The sequence below is a fragment of the Flagellimonas hadalis genome (assembly GCF_007785775.2).
Classification (GTDB): domain Bacteria; phylum Bacteroidota; class Bacteroidia; order Flavobacteriales; family Flavobacteriaceae; genus Flagellimonas; species Flagellimonas hadalis.
The window spans coordinates 777,853-795,678 of record NZ_VNIK02000001.1 but is presented as its reverse complement, the minus strand read 5'-3'; the positions used below and the strand labels follow the sequence as shown (position 1 = coordinate 795,678).

Below are 17,826 nucleotides of genomic sequence, written 5' to 3'. Positions count from 1 at the left end.
GTCTTATGTCTAATTTCTCAGTGGTTTCCCCGTTTTCAACATATGTTGGATACGCTCCAAAGTTTTCCTTTCGGTACACAGGGAGAGGAAAGCTTCACGCTCAAGGTCCAAAAGATATTGCTCGGTGACCAAAGTAGCTTCCGATAGGTCTCCTCCGGCCATCACGTAGGCCAACTTGTTGGCAATCTTCTTGTCATGTTCGGAGATATAGTGACCGGCCTCCATGGAGTCCGTTCCCACCAAGAACATGCCCAAAGCTTGTTTTCCAAGTACTTTTACATCCTTGCGTTTTACGGGTTTGGTGTATCCTGCTTCGGCCATGAGCTTGGCATGGGCCTTGGCCGTTGCGATTTGACGGTCCTTGTTTACCACCACAATGTCCTTTCCTTTTTGAAGGATGCCCAAATCATAGGCTTCGTATGCCGATGTGGATACCTTGGCCATTCCGATGGTGAGGAAATATTCTTGGAGCACGTTCAGTTCCACATCATTTTTTCTAAAAGTATCGGATGCCCGAAGGGCCATTTCCTTGGAACCACCCCCGCCAGGAATCACACCGACACCAAATTCCACCAAGCCGATATAGGTCTCGGCAGCGGCCACAATTTTGTCCGCATGGAGCGAAAGTTCGCATCCACCTCCCAAGCACATGCCGTGTGGGGCAGAAATGGTGGGGATGGAGGAGTAGCGCATCCGCATCATGGTGTCCTGGAACATTTTGATGGCCATGTTCAGCTCATCATACTCTTGCTCCACGGCCATCATGAATATCATCCCGATATTGGCCCCAACAGAGAAGTTCGCTGCTTGGTTGCCGACGACGAGTCCTTGGAAGTCTTTTTCGGCCAGGTCTATGGCCTTGTTCAGACCGGCGAGCACATCGCCGCCGATGGTGTTCATTTTGGACTGGAATTCACAATTTAGGATGCCATCGCCCAAATCTTCTATCACCACCCCACTGTTTTTGAACACTTCCTTGGACTTTCTAATGTTGTCCAGAATGATAAAGGCGTCTTGACCGGGCACTTTTTCCATGGCCTTTTTGGAGATGTCATAGTAATACGTGGCGCCATCTTTTACGGTATAGAACGAATGGATTCCGGCAGCCTTCATTTCAGCGACCCACGGGGCAGCTTCCTGGCCTTCGGCCTTGATGAGTTCCAAGCCTTTGTCCAGTCCCACGGCATCCCATATTTGGAAAGGACCGTGTTCCCAACCAAAGCCGGCTTTCATGGCATCGTCAATTTTATAAAGTTCATCCGATATTTCTGGAATCCTGTGCGTAACATAAGCGAAAAGGGCACCAAAACTCTTTCTGTAAAATTCGCCTGCCTTGTCCTTTCCATTCACCAAAACGGGAAAACGTTCAATGACCTTGTCGATGGTCTTGGTGAGTTCCAGGGTGGCAAACTTTGCGCTTTTTTTGGTACGATAGTCCATAGTATCCAAGTCCAAAGTGAGGATATCACTCTTACCATCATCACCTGTAACTTTTTTATAGAAGCCTTGCCCGGATTTACTGCCCAACCACTTGTTGTCCACCATGGTCTTGATGAAATCGGGCAACTGGAACAGTTCATGGCGTTCATCGTCCTTGCAGTTTTCACTGATTCCGTTGGCTACATGGACAAGAGTGTCCAGACCAACCACATCCACGGTGCGGAAGGTGGCGGATTTGGGTCTACCGATAACGGGCCCCGTGAGCTTGTCCACTTCTTCAACGGTCATGCCCAGATCTTTTACCGCATGGAAAAGGCTTTGGATGCTGAAAATCCCGACCCGGTTTCCAATAAATGCAGGGGTGTCCTTGGCCACTACGGAGGTCTTGCCCAAGAACTGCTCCCCATATCCGTTGAGGAAGTCCAGAACTTCTTGGGAGGTATGTGGACCAGGAATGATCTCGAACAGTTTCAGGTATCTGGCCGGGTTGAAAAAGTGGGTTCCGCAGAAATGTTCCTGGAAATCCTCACTTCTTCCCTCGCTCATGAATTTAATCGGAATGCCCGAAGTATTGGAGGTGATGAGGGTGCCTTTTTTTCGGTGTTTGTCCAGATTTTCAAAAACCTGTTTTTTGATGTCCAAACGCTCAACGACGACTTCAATGATCCAGTCCACTTGTGCCACTTTGGAAATGTCATCTTCCAAATTTCCTGTAGTGATTCGGTCTGCAAATTTGGGATGATAGATGGGGGAGGGCTTTGATTTGAGTGCAGCGGCCAACGAATCGTTCACCAAGCGGTTCCGGACGACTTTGTCCTGAAGTGTAAGTCCTTTGGCCTTTTCCCTGTCGTTGAGTTCGCGTGGAACAATGTCCAACAATAATACCTCGACACCGATATTGGCAAAATGGCAGGCAATGCCACTTCCCATGATACCGGAGCCTATTACGGCAACTTTGTTTATATGCCTTTTCATGTGCAGGTTTGTATTTTAATTATTTCGTTGTTTTGATATAGACTTTTTTGTCTGAAATGAGTTTGTTGATCACTTCCATTGTTTTGAAAAACCCGGCCAGGTCCCCATCCGAGACATGCTCTTTGACCACATCGTTGAAACGGAGCACGACATCTTTGGATTCTTTCCGTTTTTCGAGCCCCAAAGGGGTAAGGTGGATGAGAACGCCCCTTCCATCGTTGGGGTTGGGCTTTCTTTGAATATATCCCCTTTCCTCAATATTTTTTAAGATCCTTGACAAACTTGTGGCCTCCATTCCCATTTTTGGCCCCAGGGCGGTACTCGGCGTGCCACCTTTTGGGTCGATGCTCAGCAGGGTGAACCCTATGGCCATGGTGACTCCGTAGTTCTTGGCCTCTTCATTATACATCTTGATAACGGCTTGCCATGTGGCCCTGAGGGCATAATCAATGGTCAAATCTTTCATGGAACAGGTTTGGTGTTTTCAAATATAATAAAATTTATTATGCATGCATAATAAATAACGGTTAATTGATCGACCAAAAAACAAGACCCACAAAATTATGTGGGCCGTGTTTTGTATTGATTATGTAAGTTGGGCATCAATGCCCATAAATATCATTATAGAGATCCAAGTATTTCTCCTTGACAATCTTCCGCTTCAATTTCATGGTAGGGGTGAGGTGTCCGTCATCCACACTCCAGACGTCTGGAGTCAACCGGAACTGTTTTACCTTTTCCCATTTGGCAAAATCTTCATTGGCAAGGTCCACTTCTTCCTGGAAACGGGCTATGACCTTTTCATTTTTGACCATATCCGCATTATTTTCTAGGGTGATGCCATGTCTTTTGGCCCATTGTTTCACAAATTCAAAGTTGGGTTGGATGAGTGCTGCGGGCATTTTCTCTCCTTCCCCCACCACCATGATCTGTTCAATGAATCGGGATTGCTTGAAGCGGTTTTCCAATAATTGGGGGGCTACATATTTGCCTCCCGAAGTCTTGAATATCTCTTTTTTACGATCGGTGATTTTCAAAAAGCCTTCGGTATCCACTTCGCCAATATCTCCGGTATGGAAATAATCGCCCGTCATGACCTCTGCCGTTTTCTCAGGATCTTTGTAATAGCCCAGCATCACGTTGGGCCCTTTGCATAGGATTTCGCCATCTTCAGCAATCTTTACTTCAACACCATCAATGATTCTGCCGACCGTTCCGATTCTCCAACCTTTGTTGCGCTGGTCGTTCACCGCAATGACAGGGGAGGTTTCCGTAAGTCCGTAGCCTTCCATCACGGGCATGCCTGCTGCGGCAAAGACCCTTGCCAACCGGGGCTGAAGGGCCGCGCTGCCCGAAACCATTACAGATAAGTTTCCGCCAAGACCTTCTTGCCACTTGCTGAAAACCAACTTTCGGGCTATGCCCAATTGTTTTTCGTACCACCAGCCATTTTTTCCATAAGGTTCAAACTTGAGCCCAAGTTCCACGGACCAGAAGAACAGTTTCTTTTTGATGCCCGTTAAGTTGGTCCCTTTTGCAATGATGGCCTCATATACTTTTTCCAGAAGGCGGGGAACCACGGTCATAACGTTGGGCTTCACTTCCTTCACATTGTCACTGATCTTGTCCAACCCTTCCGCAAAGTGAACTTCAATACCGCAATATTGATAGAGGTAGAGGATCATTCGCTCAAAAATGTGGCAAATGGGCAAAAAACTGAGTGCGCTTCCACCGGATTCGAACGGGACACGTTTCTCACTGGAGATGACGTTGGACACAATATTATCATGGGAGAGCATCACCCCCTTTGGCCTTCCTGTTGTTCCTGAGGTATAGATCAATGTGGCCAGGTCACCCGGTTGTACGCTGTCCTTTATTTGTTCCACTTCATCTTGGTTGGAAGTGTCGGTACCCAATTCCAAGAGTTCTTTCCAGTTCTTGCAGTTGCCCAGTTCGTCAAAAGAATAAACTTCCTTCAAATTTTGAAGATTGGAACTGATGGTAAGCACTTTTTCCAAGACCTCTTCACAGGAAACAAAACAGTATTTGGCCTCCGAATGGTTCAGAATGTATTCGTAATCCTCTTCCGAAATGGTGGGGTAAATGGGCACATTCTGGGCGCCTATTTGAAGTATGCCGATATCCATGATGTTCCATTCCGTTCGGTTGGTCATGGAAATAACGGCGATTTTATCGTTCGGTTTCACGCCCAGGCGCAAGAGGGCCCTGCTCACGGCATTGGCCTTGTCCACATATTCTTGGGTAGAGGTCGCCACCCATTTGCCATTGTATTTGGTGACCAATGACTTCTGTAGGGGCAGATTTTCCAACTGATGGTAGGGAAAATCAAATAGACGGGTAACTTTTTGCATAGTAAGTTTCTGAAAAGTAATTGCAAAATAGGGAAAGGAAACCGTATTTTAAAACGACTTTTTTAAAAACAGCTATAATTATTTGCCAATTTTAAGGTAAATGCAATTTCAAGCCCTCGCGGGAATCCGTGATATATCGGGATAGAGGATTCAAATTTGCGAATGGTTCAATTTTGGTGTAATTTTACATCAAACTGTATATCGATTATGACAAGACAGAGCATTTCTTTCACGAAGCCAAATGATGAGTGGCTAAAAGAGCAGGTGGATAATAAAGAGTATTCGAGCAAAAGTGAGCTTGTCAACGATTTGATCAGACAGGCTAGAAGACAGCAGGTACAAGTTGATTGGATCAGGACAAAGTTGGAGAAAGCGGAAGACAGTGGATTCACAAATGAGGGTAAAGATGAAATTCTGAGAAAGTCAAAGTCTTTGCTTGATGACAAAATATAGGTTGAGCAATGAGGCCAAGAATGATTTGATCCGTATTCATCATTATGGAATCAAAAAATTTGGAATCTCCCAGGCCGATAAATACTTCGATTCCTTCTTTGAATATTTTGAAATGATTGCCCAACGCCCATATTCATTTGAATCGGTGGACTATATCAAAAAGGGCTATAGACGTTGTGTTTGCGGAGCCGACAGTATTTACTTCAGAATGAATGGTGACATCGTAGAAATAATGGCAATTGTTGGGAGACAGGATTTGGATAATGTTCTGTGAAATATATTCGGTACTTTTAGAGTAGATGTAATTTCATCCCCTCGTGGGAATCCTTAAAACCCAAGGATTTGTAAAACTCCAAAGCATCGGGTCTTTTCTTGTCAGTGGTCAACTGCACCACATGGGCTCCTTTTTCTTTTGAATGTTCGATGGCCCATAGGAACAATTGTCTTCCGATGCCTTTTTTTCGATACTGTTCATGAACCCTCACTGCTTCGATTTGTGCGCGGATTCCGCCTTGATAGGTAAGGTATTGGATAAAGCTCAATTGGAGTGTCCCGATAACGTCACCATCCTCGTTTTCAATCACCACCAATTCTTGGTTGGGGTCGTTGACAATGTTTTCAAAAGCCTTATAATAGGTATCGGGCAAGGGATTGCGGAAATCTTCCCGAAGCTTGCCCAACTCATCGTTGGCCAACATTTGGATTATGTGGGGGACATCAGCGGGTGTCGCTCTTCTAATGTTCATTCTTTTTGGCATCCAACCATTCTTTTGCATTCACAAAGGCTTGTAGCCATGGGGAAACGGCATCCTGTCTATCCTTTGGATAGTGGGCCCAGTTCCATGGAAAAGTGGAACGTTCAATATGCGGCATGGTCACCAAATGCCTCCCAGTTTTATCACAGAGCATGGCCGTGTTAAAATCACTTCCGTTGGGATTGGCAGGATAGCCTTCATAACCATATTTTGCGACAACGTTGTATTGGTCTTCGCTATGTGGCAAACTGAATTTTCCTTCACCATGACTGATCCATACTCCTAAGGTGGTGCCGGCCATGTTGGACAGCATCACGGAATTGTTCTCCTGGATCTTTACCGAAGTAAAATTGCTTTCGTGTTTGTGCGAATCGTTATAGGTCATTCTTCCATGGGTCTCATGCTCTGGGTTGATAAGGTCCAACTCCATGAACAACTGGCAACCGTTACAGATGCCCACCGAAAGGGTATCGGGTCTGGCAAAGAAATCCTTCAAGGCCTTATTGGCTTTTTCATTGTATTTGAAGGCACCTGCCCAACCTTTGGCACTGCCAAGCACGTCCGAGTTGGAAAAGCCTCCCACGGCACCGATAAATTGGATATCTTCCAAAGTCTCCCTGCCCGTAATGAGGTCGGTCATGTGCACGTCCTTCACATCAAACCCGGCCAAATACATGGCGTTGGCCATTTCGCGTTCCGAGTTGCTTCCTTTTTCACGAAGAATAGCTGCTTTTGGCCTTTCAGTACCTCTCGACGGCGCTCGAGATGACAGTTTTCCTGTAAAATGGGAAGGAAAAACATATTTAAGTGGTTGCTCCTTATAATTGGCATAGCGGTCTTTGGCCAAACCATTGGCGGTTTGCTCGTTGTCCAATAAATAGGAGGTTTTGAACCAGGTATCCCGAAGCGATTCAATGTTCAGGCCGATTTCCACACCATTGTTTTTGATGTACAAAATGTTGCCAGCGGAAACACTTCCAATTTTGTTGAATTCGATTCCAGCCGAAGCCAAAACGTTTTCGATAAAGCTATTCTTGGATTGAAGCACGACCCCAATATTTTCAGAGAACAACAGTTTGATGATATCCGACTCGCCAATAGTGGTCAAATCCAGTTCGGCACTCAAGTTGTTATCGGCAAAACACATTTCAAGTAGAGTGGTGATCAAACCTCCCGAACCAATGTCGTGTCCGGCCAAAATCTGCCCGTCTTTGATCAATTGTTGAAGCGTATTGAAAACCGTTTTTACATATGTTGCATCCAAAACGGATGGGGCTTCATCCCCAATACCGTTCAAGATTTGGGCAAAGGATGATCCACCCAGTTTGTGGGCATCTTTGGATAAATTGATGTAATAAATGTCCCCACCCTCTTTTTGTAGAACAGGTTCCACAATTTTGGTAATGTCATCACAATGTGCTGCTGCAGAAATGATTACGGTTCCTGGAGACAATACTTCACCGTCCTTGTATTTTTGCTTCATGGAAAGGGAATCCTTTCCGGTAGGAACGTTGATGCCCAGCTCGATCACAAAATCCGAAAGGGATTTTACCGCTTCGTACAAACGTGCATCCTCGCCTTTGTTGCGGCAAGGCCACATCCAGTTGGCGGACAGGGAAACTGATTTCAAACCATCTTGTAAAGGCGCCCAAACCATGTTGGTCAAGGATTCTGCGACGCTGTTTCTACTTCCCGCAACTGGGTCGATCAAGGCCGAGACAGGGGAGTGCCCAATACTGGTCGCAATCCCTTCCTTGCCTTTAAAATCAAGTGCCATCACCCCAACATTGTTCAAAGGCAATTGCAGTGGTCCCGCACATTGTTGTTTGGCTACGCGGCCACCCACACAGCGGTCCACCTTGTTGGTCAACCAATCCTTACATGCCACAGCCTCCAATTGTAACACTTGTTCCAAATAATCGTGGAAATGCTCCAACGAATAGGAGAGGGCAGGATAAGTTTGCTGGGCTTTGGTATCTGCCATAACGGTCTTGGGAGAACTTCCGAACATATCCGAAAGTTCCAAATTCATGGGGGTTTCACCAGTGGTACCAGAGGTAAAGGTGAATGTATGGTCGCCTGTAACAGTTCCCACCTGATACATGGGCGAACGCTCCCGGGCCGCCACACGATCAAGCAATGCCATATCTTTTTCGCCAATCACCAATCCCATACGCTCTTGGGATTCGTTGCCGATCAATTCTTTTTTGGATAGGGTAGGATCGCCTACGGGTAGTTTGTCGGTATCGATTTTTCCACCGGTTTCTTCCACCAATTCGGACAGGCAGTTCAAGTGACCACCTGCTCCGTGATCATGGATGGAAACGATGGGATTGTCATGGCTTTCCACCAAGCCACGGATGGCATTGGAAGCCCTTTTTTGCATTTCGGGGTTGGAACGCTGTACGGCATTCAACTCGATGGCCGAACTGAATTCGCCCGTATCTGCACTGGACACGGCCGCTCCGCCCATTCCAATGCGGTAGTTGTCACCACCTAGAACGACTATTCTGTCTCCATTTTTTGGGGTGTCCTTCAATGCCTGTTCGGTTTTGCCATACCCGATTCCACCAGCCATCATGATGACCTTGTCGAAGCCTAATTTGCGAGCTTCTTCTTGATGTTCAAAAGTCAAAACGGAACCCGCGATCAGGGGTTGTCCAAATTTGTTCCCGAAGTCGGATGCACCGTTGGAGGCCTTGATCAAAATATCCATTGGGGTTTGATACAGCCAATCCCGTTCTTTCATTCCTTTTTCCCACGGACGGTTTTCTTCCAAACGGGAGTAAGAGGTCATATATACTGCGGTCCCAGCCAAGGGCAGGGAGCCTTTTCCACCTGCCAAACGGTCGCGGATTTCGCCCCCAGAGCCTGTTGCGGCACCATTGAAGGGTTCTACGGTAGTGGGAAAATTGTGGGTCTCCGCTTTTAGGGAAAGCACGGAATTAAACTCCTTTTCCTCGTAAAAATCGGGTTTATCGGCACTTTTTGGGGCAAATTGGACTGCTTTGGGGCCTTTGATGAAGGCCACGTTATCCTTATAGGCAGAAACGATATCGTTGGGATTGGCCTCGGAAGTCTTTTTGATCAATTTGAATAGGGAAGAAGGCATCTCTTCGCCATCAATCACAAAAGTTCCATTGAAAATTTTATGTCGGCAGTGCTCCGAGTTCACTTGACTGAAACCAAATACTTCGGAATCTGTCAATTTTCTTCCAAGTTTTTTTGCAAGACCCTCCAGATACTCCACTTCCTCCTCGCTCAAGGCCAGGCCTTCCTTTTGGTTGTAGGCAGCTATGTCCTCAATCTCCAAAATGGGTTCGGGAACAATGTTGATGGTGAAAATATCCTGTCCCAGACCCTTATATTTTTGGGAGAGCATGGGGTCATAATCCGTAAAGTCTTCGGAGACAGCATGGTACTCCTCAATACGGATGATGCCCGAAATGCCCATGTTCTGTGTAATCTCGGTGGCGTTGGTGCTCCACGGGGTCACCATGGCGGCGCGTGGGCCAACAAAAAAGGCGTCGAGTGACGCCGCTTCTATCTTGGGTTGGTTGCCGAACAACCATGTCAGTTTATTGTTGTCTTCCTGAGCGATTTCCTGAGCGGTCTGGACGGCAAAAACCTTAGTAGCCTTGTCCCCAAAAAAATGGATCATACTAGTGATGCGTTGAGCGGTTTAAGAAAGTGCAAATTTACGATTTTGGAGTGGAATTCCTGCTTTCTTCCCACAGAGTTTTGAACCATCGGTGTTGATATTGGATCCGTCAATCCAAAACGGGCATTCATCAATTGACAATCATCGGATAAAACCCTTATTCTTAAGTTTGAAAGTGCAAGATCTAAAGATATTAGCTATGGCTGATAAGAAAAATTGGTTTGGAAGAAAGGAAATGCTCATGTTTCTCTTCTTTTTACTGATCATGGCCATTTATCTTTGCTCACAAGAAACGGATTGGGTCCAATTTCTGCGCCACCTTCTGAAAAATCTCATCAGAAACCTTTTTTGATCTATCAAAACCCACCCCAGGCTACTCAAAAAAATGTTTGTGCATGATCAGTTCAATTGAAGGAAGCCCTAAAGGCGGCTGGCGATTGATTTGTTTTGTTTTTGAACAATTTGCTAAACGATTGGGAATGCTCAAAACCAAGGGTATAGGCAATTTCGCTGACCGAAAGTTGGGTGGTGGACAATTGCTCCTTGGCCTTCTCAATTAGTTTGTCATGGATGTGCTGTTGGGTGCTTTGTCCGGTCAGTACTTTGAGCAGACTGCTTAGGTAATTCGGGGAAACATTCAAGGTATCCGCTACGAATTGGACGGTCGGTATCCCTTTGTTGATGGCTTCCTCTCCGTTGAAATAGGAGCCGAGAAAATCCTCCAACCGAACCAAAACCTCGTGGTTATTGATCTTTCTCGTAAGAAATTGTCTTTGATAATAGCGTTCGGCATAGTTGAGCAGTAATTCGAGTTGGGCAATGATGATGTTTTGACTGAATTTATCGATGTTGGACCGGTATTCTTGCTGGATGTGCAACAAGATGTCAACCATGGTCTTTTCTTCCTTTTCGGAAAGAAATAAGGCCTCATTGATGGCATAACCAAAGAATTCATAGTTTTTGATGGCCTTGGACAATGGGGTATTCCACAAGAAATCAGGATGGATGAGCAACAGCCAGCCCGAAGGTTTCTTCTCCGAAGGCAGCATTTCAAATTGCAATACCTGTCTCGGGCCAATAAATGTTAACAGCCCTTCGTCAAAATCGTACTCCTGTTGTCCATACCGTACCTTTGCAGAGACATTCCGTTTCAATCCGATGGAATAAAAATTTTGCGTCCAAGTGATTTGGTTTTCGACGGTCTGATAATCCACTTGGCCATAATCGACCACACTGATCAAAGGGTGTTCAGGTTTGGGCAGTGCACAAAATTTATGGAACTCGCTTAGGGTATTGAACGTGTGCATGATCTATTGAAGGTTAAGGGGCAAGGCAAAGCCTTCCCCCCTTCTGAAATTACATATTAATTTTTAAAATCCGTGGAATGGCTTAGTTCCTTGTTGGTTTCCAAGGCAGTTTCCAAGGTTTTCAATTTTTGTTGGGCCATACCATAGGCATCGCTGCCCAGGAACAAATGTAGGGCGGGATCATCACTTTCGGCCACTTTGATGAGCACCTCTGCGGCCTTTTCGGGGTCACCCAACTGGTTTCCGGCAATCTCTTCTTTGTGCAAGCGTTCCGATTCACGGGCCTGGGCATACACATCCATTCGGTTTTTGGCCAATTTTAGGGAATCATCCGATAGAAAATTGGTACGGAAATACCCAGGATACACCAAAGTGGTATGGATTCCGAAGGGACTCGCTTCCACGGACAGGGCCTCCGTCAAACCGACCACGGCAAACTTCGTGGCACAGTAAATCCCAAATCCGGGAAAATTGCCGACCACACCCGCCACCGAGGCGATATTGAAAATGTGTCCGGACCCTTGCTCCCGTAAGTGGGGCATCGCTTTTCGAATAACGTTCAACATGCCAAAGACATTCACGTCAAAATTTTGTCGTGCCTCAGCATCCGAAATTTCCTCCAAGGTCCCATTTTGCCCGTAACCGGCATTGTTGACCACCACATCCACACGGCCAAAGTGGCCCATTACTTGTGAAATGCCAGTGTTCACACTTTCTTCACTCATCAGGTCGACTTGCAGCGGCAGGAAAGCCTCATGTTTTCCCACGGCATTTTCCAATGCACTTAAACTTCGTGATGTGGCCGCCACTCGATAACCTTGATCCAATAGTGTTTTTACCAAAGTAAGCCCCAAACCTTTGGAAGCTCCGGTGACCAACCATACTTTTTTTGTGTCCATTTTTGTAGAATTTTGATTGTTAAGAATTGACACAGCAAAGTTGCCCTGAAACGAAGGGATATATGTAGCCTAATCTACGATTGTTGTAGTCGAAATTTATAGAGGGGTGTAAAAGGCTCTTGACAGAATTAAATCTTTTTCACCAATGCCATATAAAAACCGTCAAAACCGGTTTCTGAGGCATAAACGTTCTGTTCTCTTACCAATTCGAATTCCTTGCCGTTTTCCGATTCCAGGAATTTTTTGACCTGCTCGGTGTTCTCTTGGGGAAGTATGGAACAAGTGGCATAGACCATTTGCCCCCCTTTTTTTACCATTTTGCTGTAGTTCTGAAGGATGTCCTGCTGCACGCCCATGATCCTATCGATGAACTCAGGCTCCAACTTCCATTTGGAATCAGGGTTTCTTTTGATGACACCCAAGCCGGAGCAGGGGGCGTCCAACAGCAATCGGTCGGCACTGTTGTGCAGTTTTTTGATGACCTTGGTGGAGTCGATAAGTCGCGTCTCGAAATTATGGATCCCGTTCCGTCTGGCCCTGATCTTGAGTTTTTTCAACTTGCTCTCATAAATGTCAAGGGCGATGAGTTGTCCCTTGTTCTGCATGAGCGATGCCAGATGCAAGGTCTTGCCACCGGCACCGGCACAGGCGTCCACCACGCGTTGCCCGGGCTGCACTTCCAGATAGGGGGCGACCAATTGTGATGAGGCATCCTGCACTTCAAAAAGCCCATCCTTGAAGGCTTCCGTGGTGAACACGTTCTTGCGCTCCTTCAATTTCAAGGCGTCTGGATACCCGTCGATATCCACAGTTTCGATATCTTCTTTGGCCAAAAATAGCTTGAGCTGTGGTTTGGTGATCTTGAGTGTGTTCACCCTCAGAATAACATCCGCTTGTTGATTGAGTGCGGCAATTTCCTTGGTCCAGAGCTTGTTGCCCAGGGATTTCTCTCCGAGTTCGTCCATCCAATCGGGAACGGATTCCCGAAACTTTCGGATCTTGGACAGTTCGTCAAACTTCCCTTTGATCCTTCGCTCCGGGGTTTCTTCCAATTGTTTCCAATCGGGCAACGAAATGCCCTTCAGCACGCACCATACAGCAAAAAGTCGAAACAAATGCTGGCGGCTATAGGGTTCATGCGCTTCGGCTATCTCGGTGTAGAGGCGCTTCCAACGCACAATGTCGTAAGTGGTCTCGGCAATAAAAGCACGATCGCGGGCACCCCAACGTTTATCGTATCGAAGTACTTTTTCTATTACCTTATCGGCATATTCCCCATCGTTGAAAATCTGCTTCAAGGCATCTATTACGGCAAAAACTAGGTTCCGGTGCAATCGCATGATACAAAATAAGGTTGCAAAGGTACCATTTCTCCTTACTTTTGAAGAAAATAAATGTAATGAGGATTTCCATTTTTCTTTTGATGGTCTTGGTTTTGGCCTCTTGTGCCGAAGAACAAAAGTACCAGCCGTTCCAATCGGTGACCGTGACACCTGTTTATGAAGATTCGGTGAGCATCCGTGCCATCACGTTTTTGGACGGTAGAACGCTGGCCTTTGCCGGGAGCAATGGAATGTACGGAACAGTGGATGTCACTTCGCACAAAGTGCGCGCCAATATGCAGACATACGATTCGTTGACGCCCAGTTTTAGGGCGGTGGGCAAGACCACCAACGATTTTTTTATGCTGTCCATAGAGAGTCCTGCACTGTTGTACAAGACCGGCAGCGGTGGAAAAATGGAAGTGGTGTACCAAGAAGAAGGGGAAGGGGTGTTCTATGACGCCATGGCCTTTTGGGACGATACCTTTGGTATCGCGGTAGGCGATACGGTAGATGGATGCCTTTCCATCATCCTTACCAAAGATGGCGGACAGACGTGGAGCAAACTGCCTTGTGCCAGTTTGCCAAAAGGTATAGAAGGTGAGGGAGCCTTTGCGGCCAGCAATAGCAACATAGCCATAGCTGGGAACAAGGTTTGGATCGGGACCACTGAAGGCAGGATCTATTACTCTGCGGATAATGGGGCCACTTGGGAAATCCAACAGACACCCATCATTCACGAAGAGCCTACCCAGGGCATCTATTCCATGGATTTTTATGACGAGTATGTGGGGTTTGCCATTGGAGGGGACTACACTTCACCTGAGTTCAACCAAAAGAACAAGATCATAACCGTGGACGGTGGAAAAACATGGAACCTGATTGCCGATGGAAAGGAACCGGATTATAAAAGTTGTGTGCAGTTTGTGCCCAATTCGGAAGGGAAGGGGCTTGTCGCCATTGGGTTTACGGGCATTTCTTATTCGGGTGATGGTGGTGAAAACTGGAAGGAGTTGAGTGAAGAACCGTTCTTTACCCTGCGCTTTTTGAATGATTCCACCGCTTATGCCGGAGGAAGCAAGCGTATCGCCAAATTGGAGTTCAATTAGTTGATGTAGTTGTTCGTCATCCACCGCCTTTTCGCTTGCGGTACTGTTGCAATAACTGCCTTTTGAAATCTTCCTCGGCCTTGATCAGCAAGAGTGCCTTTTTGGCGGGGATCACCTTTCGGATGTTTGCCATGAAATCCTGTTCTTCGCCGTGCCTCTCGTTTTGGAGGGCAAGCATTTTGCCCAACAGGGCTTCGGATTCGCTTTCGGACAAGCCTTCTGCCGAGGATATCTGTGACCTTAGTTCCATGCGTTCTTTTCTGCGGATGGTTTCCAGGGCCTCTTCATGCTGGTTGTATATGGGCCAGAAAACCTGGGCCTCTTCGCTGGTAAGCCCTATCTTTTCGGTAATGAACGCCACTTTCAGGGTCTTGATGCGGTCCCTTGCCTGACCTTGGGCCTGTAGCCCAAAGACCGTCAAGATCAGGGTAAACAATACAAGTGCTCTTCTATTCATGTTCTTCATTTTCTAAATGTAAATCCTCAATATCTTCCATATTATCCTCCAAGTATTCCCAAAGGATATCGTTGGTCAGGTCCTCGGCCAGCACATCGTTCAACTGGATGTCTTCCAAAGGAATGGCCTCGGCAATTTCATAGGAACTGAGCCCAATCTCATGATTTTCAAAATAAGCATCTATCTCGGCACTGGCCAAATCATCAAAACCCAAAGGAGTGGTTTCTGTCTTCCAGTTGATACCGAAAACCAACAGAAAAATGGCCGCAATCGCTGCCGCTGCGTAATAAAAATTCCGACGGCTGCCCAGTGGGATGACCTTCCCGCCTTCTGCTGTTGTTTTGGAGAGAATCGTTGGAACGACCTCCTCGAAGTAATTTCCCGGCACGGTAAAGCCATCAGTATTGGGGATGCTGGAACCAGTGCCGCCTTCTTCCTTTTGGATCCGGTCCATCAAGCGGTCATGGAAACTCTCAAAGTAACCTTCCGGGGTATTGAACTTATTTTCGTTGTTCTTTTTCATGGTGTTTTTATGACTTCGATTCGTGCCAAAGGTTTAATCTGCTCTAAGATACGCCTCAATTTTCTTTGTGGCCAGATGATAGGATGCCTTCAAGGCCCCGACCGAGGTTTCCAATACCTCGGAAATGTCCTCATATTTCATTTCCTGAAAATATTTCATGTTAAAGACCAGTTTTTGCTTATCCGGAAGGGTGGCCAATGCCTTTTGCAGCTTTAACTGGATCTCATCACCCTCAAAATAGACGTCGGCCTGAAGGTTTTCCACCATGCGTTCCTTGAGTTCTTGGTCGCCGATGCCCATTTTTTTTGATTTTTGCTTCAAAAAGGTCAACGACTCGTTAGTGGCGATGCGGTACATCCAGGAGTACAGTTTGCTGTCGCCCTTGAACCCATCGATGTTCCTGTACACTTTTATAAAAGTGTTCTGCAACACATCGTCCGCATCGTCATGGTCAAGGACAATCCGCCGTATGTGCCAATAAAGGCGTTCCTTGTAGGTGTTCACCAACACTTCAAAGGCCTTTGCCTGGCTTTCCTTGCTCTTGAGTTCCTGTACTAAAGTTTCCTCAGCGATCAATGGTCGTACGATTTGATGCTATGACTAAGGTAAGGGGAAATGGTTTAATTTTTCCATGGCCAATGTTCAATAATCAATGAACAATTGACAATAAACAATTACCCTATGTTTTTTTAGGAAAAAGGGAAACTGCCTACCCAAACTCCGATCAAGAAGTGATCGACTGCATCTCTACCAATTTCTTGTAATTTTTTGCAGACTGCATCAGTTCCTCATGGGTGCCCTGTTCCAAGATTTCGCCCTTGCCCATCACCACAATGGAATCTGCATTCTGGATGGTGGACAAACGGTGGGCGATCACGATGGAAGTACGGTTCTTCATCATGTTCTCAAGGGCATCCTGCACCAATCGCTCACTTTCGGTGTCGAGGGCCGATGTGGCCTCGTCCAAGATCATGATGGGAGGGTTCTTCAGCACGGCCCGCGCAATGGACAAGCGTTGTTTTTGCCCCCCGCTCAGCTTGTTCCCACCGTCCCCGATATTGGTATCGTAGCCGTGGGGCAGTTCCATGATGAAATCGTGTGCATTGGCAACTTTCGCTGCTTCTATGATCTCGGCCATGGTCGCATTTTCCTTGCCCAGGGCAATATTGTTCTTCACGGAATCATTGAAAAGAATGGAATCCTGGGTCACCAATCCCATCATGCCGCGAAGGGATTTTTTGGTAATGTTCTTGATGTTGGTCCCGTCTATGGCGATTTCCCCTTTGTTCACATCGTAGAAACGGGTGATCAGGTTGGCCACGGTGCTCTTTCCGCTTCCGGATTGGCCCACCAGGGCAACGGTCTGCCCTTTTTCAACCTTTAGGTTGAAGTTTTTCAGGACATAATCCTCCTCATATTTGAAAGAAGTGTCCTTGAATTCGATGCCCGAACTGAAATCTGTCTTTTCCAAAGCCCCTTCCATGTCCTTGATGGGGTTTTCGGATTCCAAAACCTCCAACACACGTTCTGCTGCTGCATTGCCTTTTTTTACCCCATACGAAGCCTTGCTGATGGCCTTGGCGGGGGTAAGGATGTTAAAGGCAAGTCCCATATAGGTGATGAAGGATGCTGGGTCCAAATCATTCTCTACCAATACCATGCGTCCGCCATACCAAAGGAGCACACCAAAAACCACAATCCCAAGGAATTCACTGATGGGGGATGACAGGTTTTGACGGTTCAACAGCGAATTGGAAAACTTGAAGAAGCGGGTCGTTGAATTTTTGAAGGTATTGTAAAACTTGGATTCCGAATTGAAAGCCTTGATCACCCGTAAGCCTCCCAACGTTTCTTCCACAATGGACAGGAATTCGCCCTGTTCTTTTTGGACCTTGTCCGATTTTCGCTTGAGCGATTTCCCGATCCTTGAGATCAACATTCCCGCAATGGGAATAAAAATGAACACAAAAATGGTCAGCTTCACACTGATGAGGAACATTACAATTATGGTGAACAGAATGGTGAGCGGTTCACGTACGATCAATTCCAAAATGGACAGAAAGGAATGCTGGATCTCCAATACATCCGAGGTGATCCGGGCTATGACATCGCCTTTTCGTTTTTCCGAAAAATAGGAAATGGGGAGGTCCACGATTTTCTCATACATCTTGTTCCGTATGTCCTTAAGGACACCATTGCGTAAAAAGGTGATGTAATACATGGCCAGATAGTTGAATACATTTTTGAAAAAGAACAAGGTCAATATCAGCCCAACGGCCAGCAACAGCCCTTTCATGGGATCCTCACCAGAAAACTGGGTCACCTGGTAATTCATGTATCCTTCAAAATAATCTTTGAGTTTGCCAATCCCTTCAAACTTTGGCGCCTCGTTGATCTGTTTGGTCTTATCAAAGAGCACGTTCAGCATGGGAATCAGTGCAGCGTAGGAAAGCGCACTGAAAAGGGCGTAAAGGACATTGAAAAATATGTTCAAATAACCGTATTTACGGTAAGGTCCCGCAAAACGGAGGATCTTTTTAAAGTAGTTCATTC

15 protein-coding genes are annotated in these 17,826 nt (G+C 46.4%); 3 read left to right on the top strand and 12 right to left on the bottom strand.

The features are described 5' to 3' along the window. Positions 1 to 9 precede the first annotated feature (9 nt). The 3 genes from FOT42_RS03520 to FOT42_RS03510 all read right to left on the bottom strand — a co-directional run bounded on the left by FOT42_RS03520 (position 10) and on the right by FOT42_RS03510 (position 4,787). Positions 10 to 2,415 carry a 3-hydroxyacyl-CoA dehydrogenase/enoyl-CoA hydratase family protein gene (locus FOT42_RS03520; RefSeq protein ID WP_151889175.1) on the bottom strand — a complete coding sequence of 802 codons (2,406 nt, stop codon included), beginning with the start codon at positions 2,413 to 2,415 and terminating at the stop codon, positions 10 to 12. A 19-nt stretch (positions 2,416 to 2,434) separates the two neighbouring features. After that, positions 2,435 to 2,881: a MarR family winged helix-turn-helix transcriptional regulator gene (locus tag FOT42_RS03515; protein WP_151889174.1), complete on the bottom strand. Its 447-nt coding sequence runs from the start codon at positions 2,879 to 2,881 to the stop codon at positions 2,435 to 2,437. Between the two features lie 136 nt (positions 2,882 to 3,017). Then, on the bottom strand, positions 3,018 to 4,787 hold the full coding sequence (locus tag FOT42_RS03510) for an AMP-dependent synthetase/ligase (protein WP_151889173.1): 1,770 nt from the start codon (positions 4,785 to 4,787) through the stop codon (positions 3,018 to 3,020). Positions 4,788 to 4,994: 207 nt separating this feature from the next. Here FOT42_RS03510 and FOT42_RS03505 point away from each other — a divergent pair, with 207 nt between their 5' ends. Together FOT42_RS03505 and FOT42_RS03500 are read left to right on the top strand one after the other, a co-directional pair. Next, on the top strand, positions 4,995 to 5,240 hold the full coding sequence (locus FOT42_RS03505; protein WP_151889172.1) for a ribbon-helix-helix domain-containing protein: 246 nt from the start codon (positions 4,995 to 4,997) through the stop codon (positions 5,238 to 5,240). After that, entirely contained in the window at positions 5,227 to 5,514 is a 288-nt protein-coding gene (locus FOT42_RS03500; RefSeq protein ID WP_151889171.1) for a type II toxin-antitoxin system RelE/ParE family toxin, read from the top strand. Before FOT42_RS03505 ends, FOT42_RS03500 begins: the two co-directional genes overlap by 14 nt. Before the next feature lie 16 nt (positions 5,515 to 5,530). Here FOT42_RS03500 and FOT42_RS03495 read toward each other — a convergent pair whose 3' ends face one another. From FOT42_RS03495 to FOT42_RS03475, 5 genes are all read right to left on the bottom strand, one after another. Next, the gene (locus FOT42_RS03495; protein ID WP_151889170.1) at positions 5,531 to 5,986 is read right to left on the bottom strand and encodes a GNAT family N-acetyltransferase; all 456 of its coding nucleotides are present in this window, start codon (positions 5,984 to 5,986) and stop codon (positions 5,531 to 5,533) included. Then, complete coding sequence (gene purL / locus FOT42_RS03490) at positions 5,976 to 9,656, bottom strand: phosphoribosylformylglycinamidine synthase (RefSeq protein ID WP_151889169.1); 3,681 nt, start codon at positions 9,654 to 9,656, stop codon at positions 5,976 to 5,978. Before purL ends, FOT42_RS03495 begins: the two co-directional genes overlap by 11 nt. A gap of 404 nt (positions 9,657 to 10,060) precedes the next feature. Beyond that, complete coding sequence (locus FOT42_RS03485) at positions 10,061 to 10,963, bottom strand: helix-turn-helix domain-containing protein (protein ID WP_151889168.1); 903 nt, start codon at positions 10,961 to 10,963, stop codon at positions 10,061 to 10,063. Between the two features lie 56 nt (positions 10,964 to 11,019). Continuing rightward, entirely contained in the window at positions 11,020 to 11,862 is an 843-nt protein-coding gene (locus FOT42_RS03480) for an SDR family NAD(P)-dependent oxidoreductase (RefSeq protein WP_151889167.1), read from the bottom strand. A gap of 128 nt (positions 11,863 to 11,990) precedes the next feature. After that, complete coding sequence (locus FOT42_RS03475; RefSeq protein WP_151889166.1) at positions 11,991 to 13,202, bottom strand: RsmB/NOP family class I SAM-dependent RNA methyltransferase; 1,212 nt, start codon at positions 13,200 to 13,202, stop codon at positions 11,991 to 11,993. Positions 13,203 to 13,261: 59 nt separating this feature from the next. Here FOT42_RS03475 and FOT42_RS03470 point away from each other — a divergent pair, with 59 nt between their 5' ends. Next, positions 13,262 to 14,293 carry a WD40/YVTN/BNR-like repeat-containing protein gene (locus tag FOT42_RS03470; RefSeq protein ID WP_151889165.1) on the top strand — a complete coding sequence of 344 codons (1,032 nt, stop codon included), beginning with the start codon at positions 13,262 to 13,264 and terminating at the stop codon, positions 14,291 to 14,293. 16 nt (positions 14,294 to 14,309) lie between these two features. Here FOT42_RS03470 and FOT42_RS03465 read toward each other — a convergent pair whose 3' ends face one another. The 4 genes from FOT42_RS03465 to FOT42_RS03450 form a co-directional block, all read right to left on the bottom strand. After that, positions 14,310 to 14,750, bottom strand: a complete 441-nt coding sequence (locus tag FOT42_RS03465; RefSeq protein ID WP_151889164.1) for a hypothetical protein — start codon at positions 14,748 to 14,750, stop codon at positions 14,310 to 14,312. Then, entirely contained in the window at positions 14,743 to 15,273 is a 531-nt protein-coding gene (locus tag FOT42_RS03460; protein ID WP_151889163.1) for a hypothetical protein, read from the bottom strand. The genes FOT42_RS03465 and FOT42_RS03460 overlap by 8 nt, the downstream gene beginning before the upstream one ends. A gap of 33 nt (positions 15,274 to 15,306) precedes the next feature. After that, on the bottom strand, positions 15,307 to 15,849 hold the full coding sequence (locus tag FOT42_RS03455; RefSeq protein WP_151889162.1) for an RNA polymerase sigma factor: 543 nt from the start codon (positions 15,847 to 15,849) through the stop codon (positions 15,307 to 15,309). Between the two features lie 148 nt (positions 15,850 to 15,997). Continuing rightward, positions 15,998 to 17,824 (bottom strand): ABC transporter ATP-binding protein, encoded by a 1,827-nt coding sequence (locus tag FOT42_RS03450; RefSeq protein WP_151889161.1) that lies wholly within the window; start codon positions 17,822 to 17,824, stop codon positions 15,998 to 16,000. Between the last annotated feature and the right edge of the window lie 2 nt (positions 17,825 to 17,826).

Coding starts and splice junctions, on each gene's coding strand:
- FOT42_RS03520 (WP_151889175.1), bottom strand. CDS start 2,415: ATGAAAAGGCATATAAACAAAGTTGCCGTAATAGGCTCCGGTATCATG.
- FOT42_RS03515 (WP_151889174.1), bottom strand. CDS start 2,881: ATGAAAGATTTGACCATTGATTATGCCCTCAGGGCCACATGGCAAGCC.
- FOT42_RS03510 (WP_151889173.1), bottom strand. CDS start 4,787: ATGCAAAAAGTTACCCGTCTATTTGATTTTCCCTACCATCAGTTGGAA.
- FOT42_RS03505 (WP_151889172.1), top strand. CDS start 4,995: ATGACAAGACAGAGCATTTCTTTCACGAAGCCAAATGATGAGTGGCTA.
- FOT42_RS03500 (WP_151889171.1), top strand. CDS start 5,227: ATGACAAAATATAGGTTGAGCAATGAGGCCAAGAATGATTTGATCCGT.
- FOT42_RS03495 (WP_151889170.1), bottom strand. CDS start 5,986: ATGAACATTAGAAGAGCGACACCCGCTGATGTCCCCCACATAATCCAA.
- purL (WP_151889169.1), bottom strand. CDS start 9,656: ATGATCCATTTTTTTGGGGACAAGGCTACTAAGGTTTTTGCCGTCCAG.
- FOT42_RS03485 (WP_151889168.1), bottom strand. CDS start 10,963: ATGCACACGTTCAATACCCTAAGCGAGTTCCATAAATTTTGTGCACTG.
- FOT42_RS03480 (WP_151889167.1), bottom strand. CDS start 11,862: ATGGACACAAAAAAAGTATGGTTGGTCACCGGAGCTTCCAAAGGTTTG.
- FOT42_RS03475 (WP_151889166.1), bottom strand. CDS start 13,202: ATGCGATTGCACCGGAACCTAGTTTTTGCCGTAATAGATGCCTTGAAG.
- FOT42_RS03470 (WP_151889165.1), top strand. CDS start 13,262: ATGAGGATTTCCATTTTTCTTTTGATGGTCTTGGTTTTGGCCTCTTGT.
- FOT42_RS03465 (WP_151889164.1), bottom strand. CDS start 14,750: ATGAATAGAAGAGCACTTGTATTGTTTACCCTGATCTTGACGGTCTTT.
- FOT42_RS03460 (WP_151889163.1), bottom strand. CDS start 15,273: ATGAAAAAGAACAACGAAAATAAGTTCAATACCCCGGAAGGTTACTTT.
- FOT42_RS03450 (WP_151889161.1), bottom strand. CDS start 17,824: ATGAACTACTTTAAAAAGATCCTCCGTTTTGCGGGACCTTACCGTAAA.